This window comes from Micromonospora endolithica (assembly GCF_003626595.1).
In the GTDB taxonomy this organism is placed as follows: Bacteria; Actinomycetota; Actinomycetes; order Mycobacteriales; family Micromonosporaceae; genus Micromonospora; species Micromonospora endolithica.
The window spans coordinates 79,431-97,343 of sequence record NZ_RBAK01000016.1 but is presented as its reverse complement, the minus strand read 5'-3'; the positions used below and the strand labels follow the sequence as shown (position 1 = coordinate 97,343).

The window sequence follows — 17,913 nt, the reverse complement described above, 5'->3', positions numbered from 1 at the left end:
CCTTGGGCTTAGGAGGCGACGACGCCACCGGTGGCCACGGTCGGGCGCCCCGGGCCCGCAAGGCGATGCGGACCCGGGGCAACCACCTCGGCGTCGGGACGGTGCCGACCGTCAGCCGGTGCGGCTGCGGTCGAATCACGGATGACCAGTTCGGTGCGGAGCATTACCTGTGCGGTGGTGCGACGGTCGTCGATGGTGCCGCTCCGGCCGCCGCCGCGGGCTCCGCGGGTGGCGACGCTGTCGTGTTGCAGGAGCATGTCGACGGCCGTCCGGCCGGCGGCCGCGGTTGGCGTGGCCACCGTCGTCAATTTGGGCCGGGTGAGCCGGCTGAGGGTGATGTCGTCGATGCCGACGACGCTGACGTCCTGCGGGACGCGCAGCCCGAGGGCGTCCAGGCCCTCGATGAGGCCGATCGCCATCAGGTCGTTGTAGGCGAGCACGGCGGTGACACCGGCCCGGCGTACCTGCTCGGCGAGCGCGCTGCCCCCGGTCTCGGTGGGCGGGTTGGGGCCGAGCACGGTCAGCTCGCCGCCGCCGGCACGGACGGCCACGCCGGCGGCGCGGCGGATCTCCCGGCTGGTCCACGAGCCGCGCGGCCCACTGAGCAGCGCGATCCGCCGGTGCCCGGCGTCGAGCAGGTGCTCCATCGCCGCCCGGGTGCCCTGCCCGACGTCCATCGTGACGCAGGGCAGGCCGGCGACCTGGCGGTTTATCACCACCAGCGGGACTTCGCGGCTGAGCTGCTCGATCAGGCTGTTGCTCATCCGCGGGCTGCACAGCAGCACCCCGTCGACCTGCTTGGCGAGGGCGTGGACCAGCTCCTCCTCGGCGATCGGGTCCTCGTTGGTGTCGGCCACGAACACGTGGTAGTCACGCTGGCGCGCCTGGCTCTCCGCCGCCTTGATCAGCGGCGGGAAGAACGGGTTGGCGATGTCGGCGATGATCAGCCCGATGTTGTGCGTACGGCCGGTGATCAGGGCGCGGGCGGCCCGGTTGGGGCGGTAACCCAGTTCCTCGGCGCAGGCCAGCACCCGGCCCCGCGTCTCCGGATTGACCAGGTGCGGGGCCGAGAACGTGCGGGAGACCGTGGAGATGTGCACGCCGGAGGCCCGGGCGACGTCTCGGATGGTGGCTGGCACGGCGGGCCCTTCGTCCAATGTGGCTGGGGTCACGTCAGGTGTCGCCAATTAATGCAAACGGTTGTGCCGCTGTCAACGGTCGATGATTACAGATGTGTTGCGGCCACGCTCCCACCACGCTCCCACCACGTGCTCAAACTGCCAACAAACCAAATAAATGCCACCGCTTTCGTATCGATCGTTGACGTGGTCACCCGGGTCATGGTTACTTCGGCTGCAAAGGTTTGCAGCATCGCGGGAAGGCGGTGGCATGTCGTCCACAACCGACGGGCGGATCCGGCACGCCCTGGTGGGCACCGGGTCCCGGGCCGAGATGTTCGTCCGGGCGCTGGTGCGTGACCACGCCGACACCGCCGAGCTGGTGGCGTTCGCCGACGTCAACCAGGCCCGGATGGACGCGCACAACCGGTGGCTGGGCGAGCTGGGCCACCCGCCGGTGCCTACCTACCGGGCGGCGGACCTGGCCGCGATGCTCACCAAGGAACGCGTCGACGTGCTGCTGGTGACCAGCGTGGACGACACCCACGCCGAGCACGTGGAGACCGCCCTGCGGGCCGGCTGCGACGTGGTCACCGAGAAGCCGATGACCACCGACGTCGCCGGCTGCCGGCGCATCCTGGACGCGGTCGCCGAGACCGGCCGGCAGGTGCGGGTGGCGTTCAACTACCGCTACAACCCGCTGCACGAGCGGCTGCGCGAGCTGATCGCCGACGGCGCCGTGGGTGAGGTCGGCTCGGTGCACTTCGAGTGGCTGCTCGACGTCCGGCACGGCGCGGACTACTTCCGGCGCTGGCACCGCGACAAGTCCCGCTCCGGCGGGTTGCTGGTGCACAAGGCAGGCCACCACTTCGACCTGGTCAACTGGTGGCTGGACGCCACACCGGTGGAGGTCTTCGCGGCCGGCAGGCTGTTCTTCTACGGGGAGACCGGCCGCCGGCACGGCTACGCCCGCGACTACGACCGCGCGCACGGCTCCCCCGCCGCCGAGGACGACCCGTTCGCGCTGCGGCTGGCCGGGCACCCCCGGCTGCGCGAGTTGTACCTCGACGCCGAGGCCGAGGACGGCTACCAGCGCGACCGCAACGTCTTCGCCCCCGGGGTGAGTATCGAGGACGACATGGCGGTGCTGGCCCGCTACTCCAGCGGCGCCACGATGACCTACCACCTCACCGCGTACGCGCCGTACGAGGGCTACCGGGTCATGGTCAACGGCAGCCGGGGCCGCGTCGAGCTGGAGGTGGTGGAGAGCGACCACGTGAGCCCGGCCGCGGCCGGCGCGCTGAAGGGCGCCGCCCTGCACGGCGACGAGGCCGCGAAGGAGACCGGCGGGGCGACGCTGACCCTGCGCCCGTACTGGCGACCGCCGGTCCCGGTGCCGGTGGAGGGTCACACCCGGCAGGGCCACGGCGGCGCCGACGTCCGGATGAACCGGGTGCTGCTCGGCGGTGAGCCGGACCCGCTGGGCCGGGCGGCGACCGCCCGAGACGGTGCGCTCGCCCTGCTCACCGGCCTGGCCGCGAACCACTCCCTGGTCACCGGCGACCCGGTCCGGGTCGCCGACCTGCTCGACCTGAGCTGAGCCGAGAACCCCTCCCGAGGAGCCCCATCCGTGCCGACGAACGACCTGCTCTTCCCCGCCGACCCCGCCCAGCGGGCGGTGGCCCGCCGGTTGTACGCGCTGGCCGCGCCGCAGCCGATCATCTCCCCGCACGGGCACGTCGACCCGGCGATCCTGGCCGAGGACCGCCCCTTTCCCGACCCGGCGCGGCTGCTGATCGTGCCCGACCACTACCTGACCCGGATGCTGCTCAGCCAGGGTGTGCCCCCGGCCGACCTGGGCGTGCCCAGCCGGGACGGCAGCCCGGTGGAGGCCGACGGCCGGACCATCTGGCGCCGGTTCGCGGCGCACTGGCACCTGTTCCGGGGCACCCCGTCACGGCTGTGGCTGGAGCAGACCTTCACCGACGTGTTCGGGGTGACCACGCCGCTGTCGCCGGCCACCGCCGACGCGGTCTACGACGAGGTGGCCGCCCGGCTGGCCGAGCCGGCGTTCCGGCCGCGCGCCCTGTTCGAGCGGTTCGGCATCGAGGTGCTCGCCACCACCGAGTCCCCGCTGGACGACCTCGGGCAGCACGCCAAGCTGGCCGCCGACGGCTGGGGCGGGCCGGGCGGCCGGGTGATCACCACGTTCCGGCCGGACAACGTGGTGGACATGGAGTTCGACGACTGGGCGGGCAACGTCGCCCGGCTCGGCGAGATCACCGGCGAGGACACCGGCACCTACGCCGGCTACCTGGCCGCGCTGCGGCAGCGCCGGGCGGCGTTCATCGCGGCGGGCGCCACCTCCTCCGACCACGGCCATCCGACCGCACGCACCCTGGACCTGGGCCCGGCACAGGCGGCGGCGCTCTACGACAAGGGCCGGCGTGGCCAGGCCGACGCGGCCGACGCCGAGACGTTCCGGGCCCACATGCTGCTGGAGTTCGCCCGGATGTCGCTGGACGACGGCCTGGTCATACAACTGCACCCCGGTTCGGTGCGCAACCACAACCGCTGGCTGTACGCGCGGCACGGCCGCGACGTCGGCGGTGACCTGCCGCAGGCCACCGAGTACCTGCACGCGCTCACCCCGCTGCTGGACGCGCACGGCAACGACCCCCGGCTGCGGGTGGTGCTCTACACCCTCGACGAGTACACGTTCACCCGGGAGCTGGCCCCGCTCGCCGGCGGGTACGCCGCGCTCTACCTCGGCGCGCCCTGGTGGTTCCTGGACTCCCCGGAGGTGCTGCGCCGCTTCCGCGAGTCGGTAACCGAGTCGGCGGGCTTTTACAACACCGCCGGGTTCGTCGACGACACCCGGGCGTTCTGCTCCATCCCGGTACGCCACGACGTGGCCCGCCGGGTCGACGCCGGGTACCTCGCCCGCCTGGTCACCGAGCACCGCCTGGGCGAGGACGAGGCCGCCGAGACCATCGTCGACCTCGCGTACCGGCTGCCGAAGAAGGTCTTCAGGATCGGGGAATCCGCATGACGGTCACCATCACCGACGTCGACGCGCACGACGTCCGCTTCCCGACCGCCGCCAGCGGCGACGGATCGGACGCGATCAACCGGGGCGACTACTCGGCGACCTACGTGGAGCTACGCACCGACGCCGGTGTCACCGGCGCCGGGTTCACCTTCACCAACGGTCGCGGCAACGAGATCACCTGCGCGGCGGTGCGGGCGCTGGCGCACCACGTGCGGGGCCGGACGATGGAGGACATCGCCGCCGACCCGGTGACGTTCTGGCGCTCGCTCACCGCCGACGTGCAGCTGCGCTGGCTGGGCCCGGAGAAGGGCGTCATCCACATGGCGACCGGCGCGCTGGTCAACGCGGTGTGGGACCTGCGCGCGCGGCTGGCCGGCAGGCCGCTGTGGCGGCTGCTCGCCGAGCTGCCCACCGACGAGCTGGTGGCCAACGTCGACTTCCACCACATCACCGACGCGCTGACCCCGGACGAGGCCGCCGCCATCCTGAACAAGGGACTGGTGGGCCTGGACGAGCGCCGCGCCGAGCTGGACCGGGACGGCTTCCCGTCCTACACCACCTCGGTCGGCTGGCTCGGCTACCCGGACGACAAGGTCCGGGCGCTGACCCGCGAGGCGTACGCGCAGGGCTGGCGGGCGATGAAGATGAAGGTCGGCGGTCCACCGGAGGACGACCTGCGGCGGGCGAGGATCATCCGGTCGGAGATCGGTCCGGACGCGCTGCTGATGATGGACGCCAACCAGGTCTGGGACGTCGACGAGGCGATCTCCCACATGGCGGTCCTCGCCGAGGTCGACCCGTACTGGATCGAGGAGCCGACGCACGCCGACGACATCCTCGGGCACGCCCGGATCGCCCGCGCGGTCACCGAGCTGACCGGCGGCCGGTGCCGGGTCGCCACCGGCGAGGTCGCCGCCAACCGGGTCATCTTCAAGCAGCTGCTCCAGGCCGAGGCGATCGGCGTCATGCAGATCGACTCGTGCCGGGTCGGTGGGGTCAACGAGGTGCTCGCCGAGATCCTGATGGCGGCGAAGTTCGGGGTGCCGATCTGCCCGCACTCCGGCGGGGTGGGTCTCTGCGAGTACGTGCAGCACCTGGCGATCTTCGACTACCTGCGGGTCGGCACCAGCCTGGAGGGCCGGATGGTGGAGTACGTCGACCACCTGCACGAGCACTTCGTCGACCCGGTACGCACCCGGGGCGGGCGGTACCTGCTGCCCACCGCGCCCGGCTACAGCGCCGCGATGAAGCCGGAGTCGGTCGCGGAGTTCCGCTTCCCGGACGGGCCGGTGTGGCGGTGAGCGCCGCCGTGGCCCGGCTCGGCCTGGCCAGCCTGCGCCGGCTGCCGGTGGACGCCCGCCCGCTGGTCCGCCCCGGCACCGCCGACACCGGGATCGTGCACCTGGGCCTCGGCGCGTTCCACCGCGCCCACCAGGCCGTCTACACCGAGCAGGCGATGGCGGCGGCCGGCGGGGACTGGGGCATCGTCGGGGTCGCCCCGCGCAGCCGGGACCTGGTCGAGGTGCTCGCCGCGCAGGACCACCTGTTCAGCGTCACCAGCACCAGCGCGCAGGGGTGCGCGACCCGGGTGGTGGGGGCGCTGACCGGGGTGCGGCGGGCCGCCGCCGACCCGGACGCCGTGGTGGCGCTGCTGGCCGACCCGGCGATCCGGGTGGTCACCCTCACCGTCACCGAGAAGGCGTACGCCCTGGACCCGGTCACCGGGCGGCTGCGCCCTGACGACGAGGTCGCCGCCGACCTGCGCACCGACCGGCCGCCGCGCACGGTGCCGGGCCTGCTGCTGCGCGGGCTGGTCGCCCGCGCCACCGCGCAGGGTCCGCCGCTGGCCCTGGTGAGTTGCGACAACCTGCCCGCGAACGGCCGCCGGCTGCGCGGCATGGTCGAGCAGGCCATGGCGTACGCGGACACGCCCGAACGGTTGGCCGGCTGGATCGCCGACTGCGTGACCTTTCCGGGGACCATGGTGGACCGGATCGTCCCGGCCAGCACCGACCAGACTATCGCCGCCGCGCGCGACGCCCTCGGGGTGGAGGACCGGGCGGCGGTGGCCGCCGAACCGTACCGGCAGTGGGTCATCGAGGATGTCTTCCCCGGCGGACGACCGGCCTGGGAGAAGGCCGGCGCGGTGCTCACCGACGACGCCGGCCCCTGGGAAAGCCTGAAGCTGCGCGCCCTCAACGGGGTGCACTCCGCGGCGGCCTACCTGGGTGCGCTGGCCGGCCGGGAGACGATCGCCGACGCGCTGGAGCTGCCGCACCTGACCACGGTGCTGCGCCGGCTGGTCGCCGAGGACGTGGCGGCGAGCTTCGACCCGCCCGACGGGGTCTCGGTGGTCGAGTACGGCGAGGAGGCCCTGGCCCGCTTCGCCAACCCGGCGATCCACCACCGCACGCTCCAGGTCGCCCTGGACGGCTCGCAGAAGCTGCCGCAGCGGGTCCTGCACACGATCGCCGACCTGCGGGCCCGGGGTCGGTCGGCGCGGTGGGCGGCGCTGGTGGTGGCGGCCTGGATGCGCTTCACCCTCGGGTACGCCGACGACGGCGCGGCGCTGCCGCTGGCCGACCCGCTCGCCGGGCGGATCCGGGCGGCCCTGGACGCGGCCCCGCGCACCCCGACCGGGGTGGCCGACGCGCTGTTCGCGCTGCGCGAGGTCTTCCCCGCCGAGGTGGCCGGGGACGCGGAGGTCCGCGCCGACGTGATCGCGTGGCTCACCGACCTGGAGCGGCACGGGGTCGCCGGCACCCTGACCGGCGTCCGGTGACCGGGGTTCCCCGGGTCGCGGTGGTCGGCGCCAACGGGCACGGGCGCTGGCACCGACGGGTCATCGCCGGACTGCACGACACCGGCCGGGTGGAGTTGGTCGCCCTGGTGGACGTACGCCCGGTCGACGCCGACCCGGCGGCGCCGGTGCCGCGCGGCACCGCCGTGCTCACCGACCACCGGGCGATGCTGCGCACGGTACGCCCGGACGTGGTGGTGGTGTGCACACCGCCGCACACCCACCTGCCGATCGCGTTGGACGTCCTGGCCGCCGGCGCGGACCTGCTGCTGGAGAAGCCGCCGGTGCTGTCGGCGGCCGAGCACCGGGACCTCGCCGACGCGCTGGCCGGCACCGACCGGGTGTGTCAGGTGGGCTTCCAGGCACTCGGGTCGGCGGCGCTGGCCGAGCTGACCGCCGCGGTGGCCGCCGGCGAGCTGGGTGAGGTGACCCGGGTGTCCACGGTGGCCGCGTGGCAGCGCACCGACGGCTACTACGCGCGGGCGCCCTGGGCCGGGCGGCGCACCCTGCACGGCCGTCCGGTGCTCGACGGCGCGCTGGCGAACCCACTCGCGCACGCGGTGATGCAGAGCCTGGCGATCGCCGCCACCGCGGCCGGTGGCCCGGTGCTGCCGCGCCGGGTGGAGCTGGAGCGCTACCGGGTCCGACCGATCGAGGTGGACGACACCGCCGTGCTGCGGGTGACGCCCCGGGTGGGACCGCCGGTGGTGGCGGCGGTGACCCTCGCCGCCGAGGAGTTCGTCCCCGGTGAGGTGGTGGTGACCGGTACCCGGGGCCGGGCGGTGCTGGAGTACCCGACGGACCGCCTGGCGCTGCCCGGCGACCCGGCACCCCGGGTGGTGCCCGGCCGGCGCGGGCTGCTGGAGAACCTGCTCGACCACCGGGCCGACCCGGCGGGTGTGGCGCTGATCGCGCCGCTGGCGCGGACCGCGCCGTTCACCACCGTCATGGAGGTGATCCGGACCGCGCCCGAGCCGGTCCTGCTGGACGGGGACCGGGTGCACGCCGGCGGTACGGGCGCGGACCGGGTGCTGACCGTGCGCGGGGTGAACGCGGTGCTGCGCGAGGCCGCCGACACCGGGGCGCTGCCGTCGGAGTTCGGGGTGCCGTGGGCGGCCGCGCCGCACCGGGTCGACCTGGCCGGCCCGGAACCGCAACACGATGCAAACGATCTCGGCGGGTGACCGCCTGACGAATCGGATATAGCGGGGCGTACCCCGGCAGCGAATGCCCGGGGCGGCGGTCGCTGCGCCCGGACGAATGCAACGAACCTGCATATCGAACGCATTGATTACCTTCCGGTACGAACCCTACCGTTGTCCTGTGTGGATAAGACGACAGGAACAGACGGTGACCATCATGCGCAGACCTGGAACGGGCGCGGCGCTGGTCGTCGCGGCGCTCACGCTGACCGGGGTGTTCGTCCCGGCGACGGCGACCGCCGCGCCGACCGGCGACCCGGCGGCACGGGAGAGCAGCCGGATCCCGACCCTGGCCCGGCTGCTCGGCCGGCAGGCGTTGCCGGCCGGGGACGGCTGGGCCGCCGACGGCACCGGCACCACGGGCGGCTCGGCCGCCACGACCGACCAGGTGCACGTGGTCACCACCCGCGCCGAGCTGGTCGACGCGCTGGGCGGTGACAACGCCACCAACCGGACCAACGCCATCCCGAAGATCATCTATGTGGACGGGACCGTGGACGGCTTCGAGCGGCCCGACGGCACCCTGCTGGACTGCGCCGACCTGGCCGACCCGGAGTACACGCTCGACGCCTACCTGGCCGCGTACGAGCCGGCGGTGTGGGGGCGGGTGGCGCCGAGCGGGCCGGTGGAGGCGGCCCGGGTGCGCTCGGTGGCCAACCAGACCCGGCAGACCCAGATCAACGTCGGCGCGAACACCACGATCGTCGGCCTGGGCGGCGCCCGGCTCACCGGCCTGACCCTGATGATCGACAGCGTGGCGAACGTGATCGTCCGCAACCTGACCCTGGACGACGCCCGGGACTGCTTCCCGGCCTGGTCGCCCACCGACGGCGACGCCGGCAACTGGAACTCCCAGTACGACCAGATCTCGGTGCGCCGAAGCGAGCACGTGTGGATCGACCACAACACCTTCACCGACGGCGACAACCCGGACAGCGCCCAGCCGGTGCACTTCGGCCGGCCGTACCAGGTGCACGACGGTTCGCTGGACATCACGCACACCGCCAGCCTGGTCACCGCCTCGTGGAACCGGTTCGTCGGGCGGGACAAGGTGATGCTGATCGGCTCGTCCAACACCGTCGGCCCGGACGTCGGGCGGCTGAACGTCACCCTGCACCACAACCTGTTCGACGGCACCCTGCAACGGCTGCCCCGGGTGCGCTTCGGCCAGGTCGACCTGTGGAACAACCACTACCGGCTGGCCGGCGACGGGTTCGAGTACGCCATCGGCGTCGGCGTGCGGTCCGCCGTGTACGCGGAGAACAACTTCTTCAGCCTCGGCGCGGGTGTCGCGGCCGAGGACCTGCTCTACGACTGGGGCGGCACCGCCGTCACCGCCCGGGGCACCTGGGTCCGTACCGCCGGCGACCGGGCCCGACCGGTCGACCTGGTGGCCGCGTACAACGCCACCCACGAGGTGGACCTGAGCCCCGATGCCGGCTGGACGCCCACGCTGCGCCGCGGACCGGTGCTGCCGGCGCCGCTGGTCCCCCTCGCCGTCGACACCCTCGCCGGAGCCGACCGCCTGCTGCGCTGACCGTCCCGTCAGCCGCAGCACCCGCCCCACCCACGCGCACCCGAGCACCACACCACCACCCCTCGCAAGGAGGAATGACGTGCACGTCAGACGTACCCACCGACGGGCGCTGGCGGCGGCGTTCACCGCCGGCGCCACCGCGACCGTCCTGGCCGCGGGCCTCGGCTCCTCGGCCTTCGCCGCCACCGTCTTCTCCGACAACTTCGACGACGGCAACTCCTCCGGCTGGTCCAAGTCCGGCGGCACCTGGTCGGTCGTCACCGACGGCTCCGGGGTCCTTCAGCAGACCAACCGGGACAGCGAACTGGCCCGCCAGTTCGCCGGGCAGACCAGTTGGACCGACTACCAGGTGCAGGCGCGGGTCAAGCCGCAGTCCTTCACCTCGTCCAGCAGCCTGGTCGGGCTCGCCGCCCGGTCCAGCAGCAGCACCAGGATGTACCGGCTGGCCCTGCTCGGCTCCGGTCGGGCCGAGTTGCAGGCGGTCAACGGCAGCCAGATCACCGTGATCGGTTCGGCGTCGACCGGCGCCGCCACCGGCACCTGGTACACGCTGCGGATCGAGACCAGCGGCAGCACCATCCGCGGCTTCGTCAACGGCACCCAGGTCGGCTCGGGCAGCGACAGCCTGGTCGGCGCCGGCCGGATCGGCCTGGTCACCGCGTACGCCAGCGGCAGCTTCGACGACGTCGCGGTGGACTCCGGCGGTGCCGGCACACCCAGCACGCCGCCGTCGACCACGGCACCGCCGACCAACCCGCCGCCGACCACCGCTCCGCCCACCAACCCGCCGGCGAACTGGCCGACGCCGACCGGCAGCCAGAAGGTGGACGCGACCGTCCAGGTGTCCGGCACCTTCGACGGCGGGCTCAAGCGGTACTACGGCATCGGCGACGGTGGACAGAGCGAGAGCCAGGACCCGATGTTCGTGCTCGCCGCCGGTGCCACGCTGCGCAACGTCGTGATCGGCGCACCGGCCGGCGACGGCGTGCACTGCGAGGGCAACTGCACGCTGGTCAACGTGTGGTGGGAGGACGTCGGCGAGGACGCCGCCACCTTCCGGGGCGGCTCCGCGTACACCGTCGACGGCGGCGGCGCCCGCTCCGCCAGCGACAAGGTGTTCCAGCACAACGGCTCGGGCACCGTCACCATCCGCAACTTCCGGGTGGAGAACGCCGGCAAGCTCTACCGGGCCTGCGGCAACTGCTCCACCTCGTACCAGCGCCACGTGGTGCTGGACAACATCACCGCCCGGGACACCGACGCCCTGGCCGGCATCAACACCAACTGGGGCGACACCGCCCGGTTCACCCGGATCACCATCCTCGACGACCCGGGCCGGGACACCCGGATCTGCGTGAAGTACCGGGGCGTCGCCAAGGGCAGCGAGCCGACCGAGATCGGCGAGGGCGCCGACGGCGTCAACTGCCTCTACTCCTCGTCCGACATCACGTACCGCTGAGCCGACGCCCGAGCGCCCCGCGGCCGACCCGGCCGCGGGGCGCTCACCCGCGCAGATGCGCGCCGAGGAACCGCAGCGCCGCGGCGTCGTCGTCGATGCCGCCCGCCTCGTGGCCGTTGTAACGCCACACCGACAGCTCGGTCGGCCCGGCGTGCGCGTTGACCGCGGCGAACACGGTCGACGGCGGCACGATCTCGTCCATCAGCGCCACCGAGTACCGCGCCGGCAGCAGGCAGCGCCGGGCGAAGTTGACCCCGTCCACGTACGACAGCGTGGCGAGCACCCGGTCCTCGGCGTCCCGGTGCACCGCCAGGTAGTCGCGGATCTCCCGGTACGGGTGGGTCGCCGTGACCGTGATCGCCCGCGGGACGTCGCAGAGGAACGGCACCGCGGCGACCACCGCCCGCAGGTCCGGCACCAGCGCACCGGTCGCCAGCGCCATCGCCCCGCCCTGGCTGTGCCCGAGCACCGCGACCCGGGCCGGGTCGACCGCCGGCAGGGACCGGGCCGCGTCGACCGCCCGGACCGCGTCGGTGATCAGCCGGCGGTAGTAGTAGGTGCGCGGGTCGCCGATGCCCCGGGTGGCCACCCCGGGAACCTCCGGCCCGGCGGCGGCCGGATCCGGGGTGTCACCCCGGCACCACCCCGAACCCTGGCCCCGGGTGTCCATCGCCAGGTGCGCGAACCCGGCGGCGGCCCAGAGCAGGTTCTCCAGCGGATGTCCGCGCCCGCCGCCGTAGCCGGCGTACTGCACCACGGTGGGCAGCGGCCCGTCCGCCGCCCGGGGCAGGCGCAGCCAGGCCCGGACCGGCTGGCCGGCGAAGCCGGAAAAGATCACGTCGTGCACGTCCACGGCGGTCAGGCCGACCGCCACCGGCTCGACCCGTGGCGGCGAGCCGGCGGCCCGGGACTCGGCGAGGGTGTCGGCCCAGAACCGGTCGAAGTCCACCGGCTCCCGCACCGCGCCGCGGTACGCCCGCAACTGCTCCTCGGGCAGGTCGGTGTACACCGGCGTGCTCAACCGGCTGCCGGGATCACGGCGAACTCCGGGTGCGTCCGCCGGGGGTCGACGAAGCGCCGCGTGGCACCGACCGCGACGGCCCGGACGGGCGCGGTACGAACTGGCGTCATCGAGCCCCTTCGTGGCGACGGCGGGAGGCGCCCCGGACTTCCGGAACATTTCCGCAATTCGGGGGAACGCTAGAACCGACCTGCCGTGTCGTCAACCCCCACCGGTGCGGCAAGATGACCGGTGGGACGGGCGCGCCGATCCGGGGCATCCCGATGCCGGCGCCCGGCCCGTTCCCGAGAAGGTGAAGGAGACGCGGGTGGACGCGGACGACGGGCGCAGGGTGACCATCACCGCCATCGCGCGGGAAGCAGGGGTCTCGGTGCCGACCGTGTCCCGGGTGCTCAACGGGCGCTCCGATGTGGCTCCCGGGACCCGCGAGCGGGTCGAGGAACTGCTGCGACACCACGGCTACCGCCGGCGCACCAGCCGGACCGTGCAGTCGGCCGGCCTCGTCGACCTGGTCTTCAACGATCTGGACAGCCCCTGGGCGGTGGAGATCATCCGCGGGGTGGAGGACGTCGGGCACGGCGCGGGTGTCGGCACCGTGGTCTCCGCGATCCACCGGCAGCCCACCGCCGCCCGCCAGTGGCTGCAGAACCTGCGGGCCCGGGCCACCGACGGGGTCATCTTCGTCACCTCCCACGTCACTCCCCCGCTGTACGCCCAGTTGCGCCGGCTGAACGTGCCGGTGGTCGTGGTCGACCCGGCCGGCGTGCCGGCCACCGACGTGCCGACCATCGGCGCCACCAACTGGTCCGGCGGGCTCGCCGCCACCGAGCACCTGCTCTCCCTCGGCCACCGGCGGATCGGGTTCGTCGCCGGGCCGCCCCAGATGCTGTGCAGCCGCGCCCGCCTCGACGGCTACCGGGCCGGCCTGGAGGCCGCCGGCGTTCCGGTGGACGACCGGCTGATCCAGCCGGGCGACTTCTACCACGCGGCCGGCTTCGCCGCCGGCACCGCGCTGCTGGACGTCGACGACCCGCCGACGGCGATCTTCGCCGCCAGCGACCAGATGGCGTTCGGCGTCTTCGAAGCCATCCGCCGGCGTGGCCTGCGCGTCCCCGACGACGTCAGCGTGGTCGGCTTCGACGACCTGCCCGAGGCACGGTGGGCCTCACCGCCGCTGACCACCGTGCGGCAACCGCTGGTCGAGATGGGCAGGCTGGCGGCCCGTACCGTCCTGCGGCTGGCCCAGGGCGAGGGCATCGACTCCCCCCGGGTGGAACTGGCCACCGAGCTGGTGGTCCGGGACAGCTCGGCCGCCCCACCGGCCGGGTCGCCCCGGGCCGCGTGACGGTCGGAAGGATCGGCCGACGTCCCGGTAGTTCCCAGGCGCATTTCCGGGAATGCCGGACCCGCGCCACCCGACGGCGCACGGGCGGCCGGGACGCCCACAGCTACTCAGGTGCCGGAATGGTGCTCCTGGTTCGGGGAGGTTGCCCCAGCGGCGGGACGGCGGACGGCGGCGCACCGCTCAGGACGGCCTTCCCGGGCCGGCCGCGGATCAGGATGACGCTGTAGGCGGTGATCCATACCAACCAGAGCAGCCAGCCGACGAGGCCGAACAGGGCCACTGGGTTGACGTCCTCGATGCCGTAGGGACTTGTCGTGGCAGCGAGGAAGAGCAGCGCGGCGGCGAGGAACCCGGTCCCGGCGTGCCATCGGACGATGACCCCGGCCCGGATGCCCGAGGCGGACAGCCCGACCAGCGCGGTAGCCAGGAACACCTGGTTGAAACCGAACAGGGCGTTGTGGAGACCCCAGAGGCCGGCGATGCCACCGCCGTCGTGGCGAGCGGCGGCGGCCAGCGCGAGTCGGGTGGCCTCGACCCCGGTGAACACCGCCGACTGCATGAGAATCCCGGCGAGGCCGACGAGGGACCACGGGTGGGTCCGGCTCGGCTCGTGGCGCCAGAGGTGGCCGCACACCCCGACGGCGAAGACGGTGGCCAGCAACCAGGCTGCCGGCAGGAGAGCCGACGCCAGACGCAACGATCCCCCTCCGACGGCGAAAACCGTGGTGATCTCGTCGATGGTGACCGCCTCGGACGGTGTGGGATACCCCGCCGCGGTGAGGATCAGGTTGGCCGCGATCAGGATGACGACGAATCCGACACCGGCGATACCGGCGACACGGGTGAAGCGCATCAGGGTCCCTCCCGGTACACGAGTTGGTGGAAGACGGGCAGGGCGCGCATCCCGTGGGCGTCCAGCGTGGCCCGTACGACACGGTGGAAGCTCGGCCGCACGAGCTGCCCGAGCAGGAAGCGGACCGGGCCGGCCGGCAGGCGTACGTAGTTGACCAGCGCGAAGGGCGACGGTTCGGTGGGTCGCAGGGCGGTGGAGTTGTCGACTCCGGTCTTGGCCGTGTACCAGCCGGTGAGGGAACGCCAGACCGCTTCGGCGTCGGTGTGAGGGGCCGCGGTGAAGTGGTTGAACAGGAAGGTGCCGTCGGTCCGGGCCTCGGTGTCACCGATCCGGGCGACGTTCACGCCGGCCAGGATCTCCGCTCCGTCGAGAGCGGCGACCTCGGCGCAGCCGCGTACGCTCTCGACCTGGTCGATCCCCACGGTGCGGATGAGCATGGCGAGGTCGTACCGGGGTGCGCCCGGTAGGGGCGGGACGAACACCGCCCGGAAGACACCGACGGCGGCGACCTCTGGGCGGCGCACGAGCGCCGGCACGGCCCGTACCAGGCGTGCCACCTCGCTGCGCCGACGCGGCGTGGCGGTGTGGACGGGCGACCGCTGCGCGGGCTCGGCCTGGAAGCCCAGATAGACGAAACCGTACGGCTCGGGGTGGACGAACGGGGGTGGCGGATGGGTCGGCACGCTTGTCCTCCAGGATAAGGAGTATCGGTAACTGTTACCGTAGAGGACAATAACCTTGGCGTACATTGGCGGTGTGTTCGACAACCCCACACCTGGCCAGAGCCGGCCACTGGCCGACCGGGCGAACTTCCTGCTCTCCCAGCTCGGCTTCCACATCGCGCAGACCTTCGCCGCGCGGTTGGCACCGCTGGGCATCGCGCCGAACCACTTCGGACTCCTCACGCACGTCGAGCGGAACGAGGGCAGTTCACAACAACGTCTCGCCGACGCGCTGGGCATCCACCGCAAGGTGATGGTCGGGCTGCTCGACGACCTCGAGAGACGCGGTCTGGTGGAACGCCGGCGCCACCCCGGCGACCGCCGCGCCCACGCCATCCACCTGACCGAGGCCGCGCACGAACTGCTACCCCGTGCCCGCGACATCGCCGACCAGCACGAGGAGGAGGTTCTCGCCACGCTCGACTCGGGGGAACGTGCCCAGTTCGTCGCTGTCCTGCAGAGGCTCGCCGCCGATATCGGAAGCCCGCCGGGTGTCCATCCCGGCCTGCCCCACGCCGCTGCCTGGCCCCGCCCCGCCACCGCCTCGATCGTCGAAGGCTAGGGCGGCAGCCCGTCGGGCGGCCCGCGACCCACCGACGACGGTCACCGTCGTGAACGACGGGAAACCCCGATCGGTACGCGGGCGGGGTCAGGTCGCGTCGAGGTGTTCGGCCAGGCGGCCGTCGGCCACCAGCATGGCCCGTCCCCGGGCGGTCAGGCGTTGCCGCCAGGCGTTCAGGGACGCCGCCAGCGGGGCCGACCCGGCGGCGGCGCGTACCTGGTGCAGGACGGTCGCGATGTGGTCCAGCAGGTAGCCGCCCCGGCGCAGCAGGTGGGCCAGGTCGGCGTCGCGGACGTCGTCGGGACGGTAGAGGCGTTGCCGGCTGATCGGATCACGGGGCGGCACCAGGATGCCGGCCCGTTCCCACTTGCGCAGGGTCGCCGGTGTCACCCCGAGCCGGTGGGCGAGCGCGCCGACCGGCAGCGGTCGGGCCGGCGGGTCGGGTCGGTCGGCGGTGGGTGCGGCGGTGAGCGCGTCGACGGTGGCCGCGACGGCGTCCAGCGTCTCCCGGTCGCGCAGGAGCTGGGCGTGGCCGTGGTCGACGGCGCGCAGTGCGGCGTCCAGGTCGCCGCGGTTGGCGGCCCGCATGATCTCGGCGGCGACCCCGTGCCCGTACGCGGGGACGAGGGCGACGTGAGCGCGCAGCGCCAGGACGTGTGACGTGGTGTAGACGCGGTATCCGCTGGCGGTGCGGCGGGCGGCGGGCAGGATCCCGGCGCGCTCGTAGTTGCGCACCGCCTGGGTGGACAGGCCGTGCTCACGGGCCAGGTCGACCGGCCGGTACGACCGTCGGCCGTGTTGAGGGTTCACATCGCCTACCCCGGTGGGGATGCCGTCGAAGTATCCACAGGTGGTTCAACGATACGGTGAAGGTCATGGCTTCCTTCCCCGCACCCGTACCCGAGCCGAGCGGGAGTGCCGACGACGTCACCGCGTGGATCGCCGCGCTGCCCGAGGCCGAGGTGCTGATCGCCGACGAGGCGTCCGGTGCGCCGGCGGCGGCCTGGGGTGACCGGTTCTTCTTCGTGGGCCCGGACCGCCGCCGGCCGTTCGCCACCCTCGTCGACCACGACCACGCCGGCTTCGACGAGGAGTCCCGGCTGGACCGGCCCGGGGTGTTCCGGCTCAGCGTCGAACTCGGCCGGGCGGAGTTCACCCGCCGCTTCGGCTACCCGCCGGCGGAGTTCCCGGCCCACCGCGCGTCGGTCGACTTCGCCGCCCTCGACCGGGTGGTGCCGCATCCGGTGTACGGCACCCACGGCTGGGCCTGCGTGCTGAACCCCGGACCGGCGAGCCGGGCCGAGGTGGACCGGCTGCTCGGCCACGCCCACGGGCTGGCCCGGCGGCGGCACCACCGCTCCCGGGTACGGTCACCGCGCCCCGGATGACCGCACGCGGCGGCGCACGGCTCAGCCGCCGCTGCCCTCCGGTTCCCCGTCCGGGGTGAAGGCGCCGCTGGCCGGATCGGTGGTGAGGAAGACGTGCTGGTGGCCGTACCCGGCATGGACGTTGATCTGGTCCAGCTGCGTCGCCGCGACGGCCCAGACGGCGGCGGCGCTGGTGGCCTGCCGGCGGGCCAGGTCGGTCAGGGTCGCCCGCTGGGTGGCCGGCGCGCCGGCCGCCGCCGCGAAGCTGTCCACCGCCAGGGCGGCCTGGTCCACCGCGCCGCGCAGGCCGCCGCGGGCGACGTTGGTGGCGGTGGTGCCCGACGGCGGGTCGGCGAAGGGTTCCGCCGCACGCCGGAGGACCTGCTGGAACTCCCGGGCGCGGGCGGCGTCCGGCTGCTCCTTGCCGATCGCGGTGAGGACCGGCGCGATCTCGTCGCGGACCTGGCGGGCCGTGGTGGTCAACTCGGCGATCTGCTGCGCGTCCCGCCGGGCGTCGGCGGCCTCGATGTCGGCGATCGCGGCCTCGGTCCCGTCCGGTCGGCCGACGCTCCAGCCGCCCAGACCGCCCAGCAGGGCCAGCGCGAGGCCGATCGCGACACCGACGATCACCCGCGGGAAGCCGGCTGCGCGCCGGGCGGGCGCCGGTTGAAGGTACGACGGCTTGCCGGTGCGACGGGACACCCGGACCTCCTCCTCGGCGACGATCGGCGACCGCAGCCTAACCGTCTTTCGTGACGCCCGTCGATACTTCTGAACGCCGGGAATCAACTTCCGTCCGCGCCAGGCGGAAGTGGTGTCGCATCCCCCGGCGGAGTGGCTTCCGGCGGTACCCGCCCCCACGGCGGAGCCGGCGG

At 73.6% G+C, this 17,913-nt stretch carries 16 protein-coding genes; 10 read left to right on the top strand and 6 right to left on the bottom strand.

Features of this window, described 5'->3' with window-relative positions; genetic code table 11:
- Positions 1-8: 8 nt before the first annotated feature.
- Positions 9-1,139 (bottom strand): LacI family DNA-binding transcriptional regulator, encoded by a 1,131-nt coding sequence (locus tag D7223_RS28525; RefSeq protein ID WP_120732023.1) that lies wholly within the window; start codon positions 1,137-1,139, stop codon positions 9-11.
- A 250-nt stretch (positions 1,140-1,389) separates the two neighbouring features.
- Between D7223_RS28525 and D7223_RS28520 the strand changes: the two genes are divergently transcribed.
- The 7 genes from D7223_RS28520 (at position 1,390) to D7223_RS28490 (ending at position 11,168) form a co-directional block, all read left to right on the top strand.
- Positions 1,390-2,718 (top strand): Gfo/Idh/MocA family protein, encoded by a 1,329-nt coding sequence (locus D7223_RS28520; protein ID WP_120732021.1) that lies wholly within the window; start codon positions 1,390-1,392, stop codon positions 2,716-2,718.
- 30 nt (positions 2,719-2,748) lie between these two features.
- Entirely contained in the window at positions 2,749-4,170 is a 1,422-nt protein-coding gene (gene uxaC / locus D7223_RS28515; protein WP_120732019.1) for a glucuronate isomerase, read from the top strand.
- The gene (locus tag D7223_RS28510; protein ID WP_120732017.1) at positions 4,167-5,471 is read left to right on the top strand and encodes an enolase C-terminal domain-like protein; all 1,305 of its coding nucleotides are present in this window, start codon (positions 4,167-4,169) and stop codon (positions 5,469-5,471) included. Before uxaC ends, D7223_RS28510 begins: the two co-directional genes overlap by 4 nt.
- A complete protein-coding gene (locus D7223_RS28505) occupies positions 5,468-6,952 on the top strand; it encodes a mannitol dehydrogenase family protein (protein ID WP_420330352.1) in 1,485 nt (494 codons plus the stop codon). The genes D7223_RS28510 and D7223_RS28505 overlap by 4 nt, the downstream gene beginning before the upstream one ends.
- Positions 6,949-8,154, top strand: a complete 1,206-nt coding sequence (locus D7223_RS28500; RefSeq protein WP_120732013.1) for a Gfo/Idh/MocA family protein — start codon at positions 6,949-6,951, stop codon at positions 8,152-8,154. Before D7223_RS28505 ends, D7223_RS28500 begins: the two co-directional genes overlap by 4 nt.
- A gap of 175 nt (positions 8,155-8,329) precedes the next feature.
- Entirely contained in the window at positions 8,330-9,709 is a 1,380-nt protein-coding gene (locus D7223_RS28495; RefSeq protein WP_120732105.1) for a pectate lyase family protein, read from the top strand.
- Positions 9,710-9,788: 79 nt separating this feature from the next.
- Positions 9,789-11,168, top strand: coding sequence for a pectate lyase (locus D7223_RS28490; RefSeq protein ID WP_120732011.1), 1,380 nt, complete (start codon positions 9,789-9,791; stop codon positions 11,166-11,168).
- A gap of 43 nt (positions 11,169-11,211) precedes the next feature.
- Here the strand turns inward: D7223_RS28490 and D7223_RS28485 are convergent, their stop codons facing one another.
- Entirely contained in the window at positions 11,212-12,177 is a 966-nt protein-coding gene (locus tag D7223_RS28485; RefSeq protein ID WP_120732009.1) for an acetylxylan esterase, read from the bottom strand.
- A gap of 319 nt (positions 12,178-12,496) precedes the next feature.
- Here D7223_RS28485 and D7223_RS28480 point away from each other — a divergent pair, with 319 nt between their 5' ends.
- On the top strand, positions 12,497-13,534 hold the full coding sequence (locus D7223_RS28480; protein WP_120732007.1) for a LacI family DNA-binding transcriptional regulator: 1,038 nt from the start codon (positions 12,497-12,499) through the stop codon (positions 13,532-13,534).
- A gap of 103 nt (positions 13,535-13,637) precedes the next feature.
- Here D7223_RS28480 and D7223_RS28475 read toward each other — a convergent pair whose 3' ends face one another.
- Both D7223_RS28475 and D7223_RS28470 read right to left on the bottom strand, forming a co-directional pair.
- Positions 13,638-14,387 carry a hypothetical protein gene (locus tag D7223_RS28475; protein ID WP_120732004.1) on the bottom strand — a complete coding sequence of 250 codons (750 nt, stop codon included), beginning with the start codon at positions 14,385-14,387 and terminating at the stop codon, positions 13,638-13,640.
- Positions 14,387-15,070, bottom strand: a complete 684-nt coding sequence (locus tag D7223_RS28470) for a hypothetical protein (RefSeq protein WP_120732002.1) — start codon at positions 15,068-15,070, stop codon at positions 14,387-14,389. Before D7223_RS28470 ends, D7223_RS28475 begins: the two co-directional genes overlap by 1 nt.
- A 73-nt stretch (positions 15,071-15,143) precedes the next feature.
- On the opposite strand from D7223_RS28470, the gene D7223_RS28465 reads away from it, so the two are divergent.
- Positions 15,144-15,671, top strand: coding sequence for a MarR family winged helix-turn-helix transcriptional regulator (locus tag D7223_RS28465; protein ID WP_120731999.1), 528 nt, complete (start codon positions 15,144-15,146; stop codon positions 15,669-15,671).
- A gap of 87 nt (positions 15,672-15,758) precedes the next feature.
- On the opposite strand, the gene D7223_RS28460 is transcribed toward D7223_RS28465, so the two are convergent.
- A complete protein-coding gene (locus D7223_RS28460; protein WP_120731997.1) occupies positions 15,759-16,481 on the bottom strand; it encodes a MerR family transcriptional regulator in 723 nt (240 codons plus the stop codon).
- Positions 16,482-16,546: 65 nt separating this feature from the next.
- Here D7223_RS28460 and D7223_RS28455 point away from each other — a divergent pair, with 65 nt between their 5' ends.
- Entirely contained in the window at positions 16,547-17,059 is a 513-nt protein-coding gene (locus D7223_RS28455) for a DUF6194 family protein (protein ID WP_120732103.1), read from the top strand.
- 21 nt (positions 17,060-17,080) lie between these two features.
- Here the strand turns inward: D7223_RS28455 and D7223_RS28450 are convergent, their stop codons facing one another.
- Entirely contained in the window at positions 17,081-17,740 is a 660-nt protein-coding gene (locus D7223_RS28450) for a hypothetical protein (protein ID WP_120731995.1), read from the bottom strand.
- Between the last annotated feature and the right edge of the window lie 173 nt (positions 17,741-17,913).

Excerpts from the sequence above, each read along its gene's own strand:
- D7223_RS28475 (WP_120732004.1), bottom strand. The coding sequence starts at position 14,387 with ATGCGCTTCACCCGTGTCGCCGGTATCGCCGGTGTCGGATTCGTCGTC.
- D7223_RS28510 (WP_120732017.1), top strand. The coding sequence starts at position 4,167 with ATGACGGTCACCATCACCGACGTCGACGCGCACGACGTCCGCTTCCCG.
- D7223_RS28520 (WP_120732021.1), top strand. The coding sequence starts at position 1,390 with ATGTCGTCCACAACCGACGGGCGGATCCGGCACGCCCTGGTGGGCACC.
- D7223_RS28455 (WP_120732103.1), top strand. The coding sequence starts at position 16,547 with ATGGCTTCCTTCCCCGCACCCGTACCCGAGCCGAGCGGGAGTGCCGAC.
- D7223_RS28495 (WP_120732105.1), top strand. The coding sequence starts at position 8,330 with ATGCGCAGACCTGGAACGGGCGCGGCGCTGGTCGTCGCGGCGCTCACG.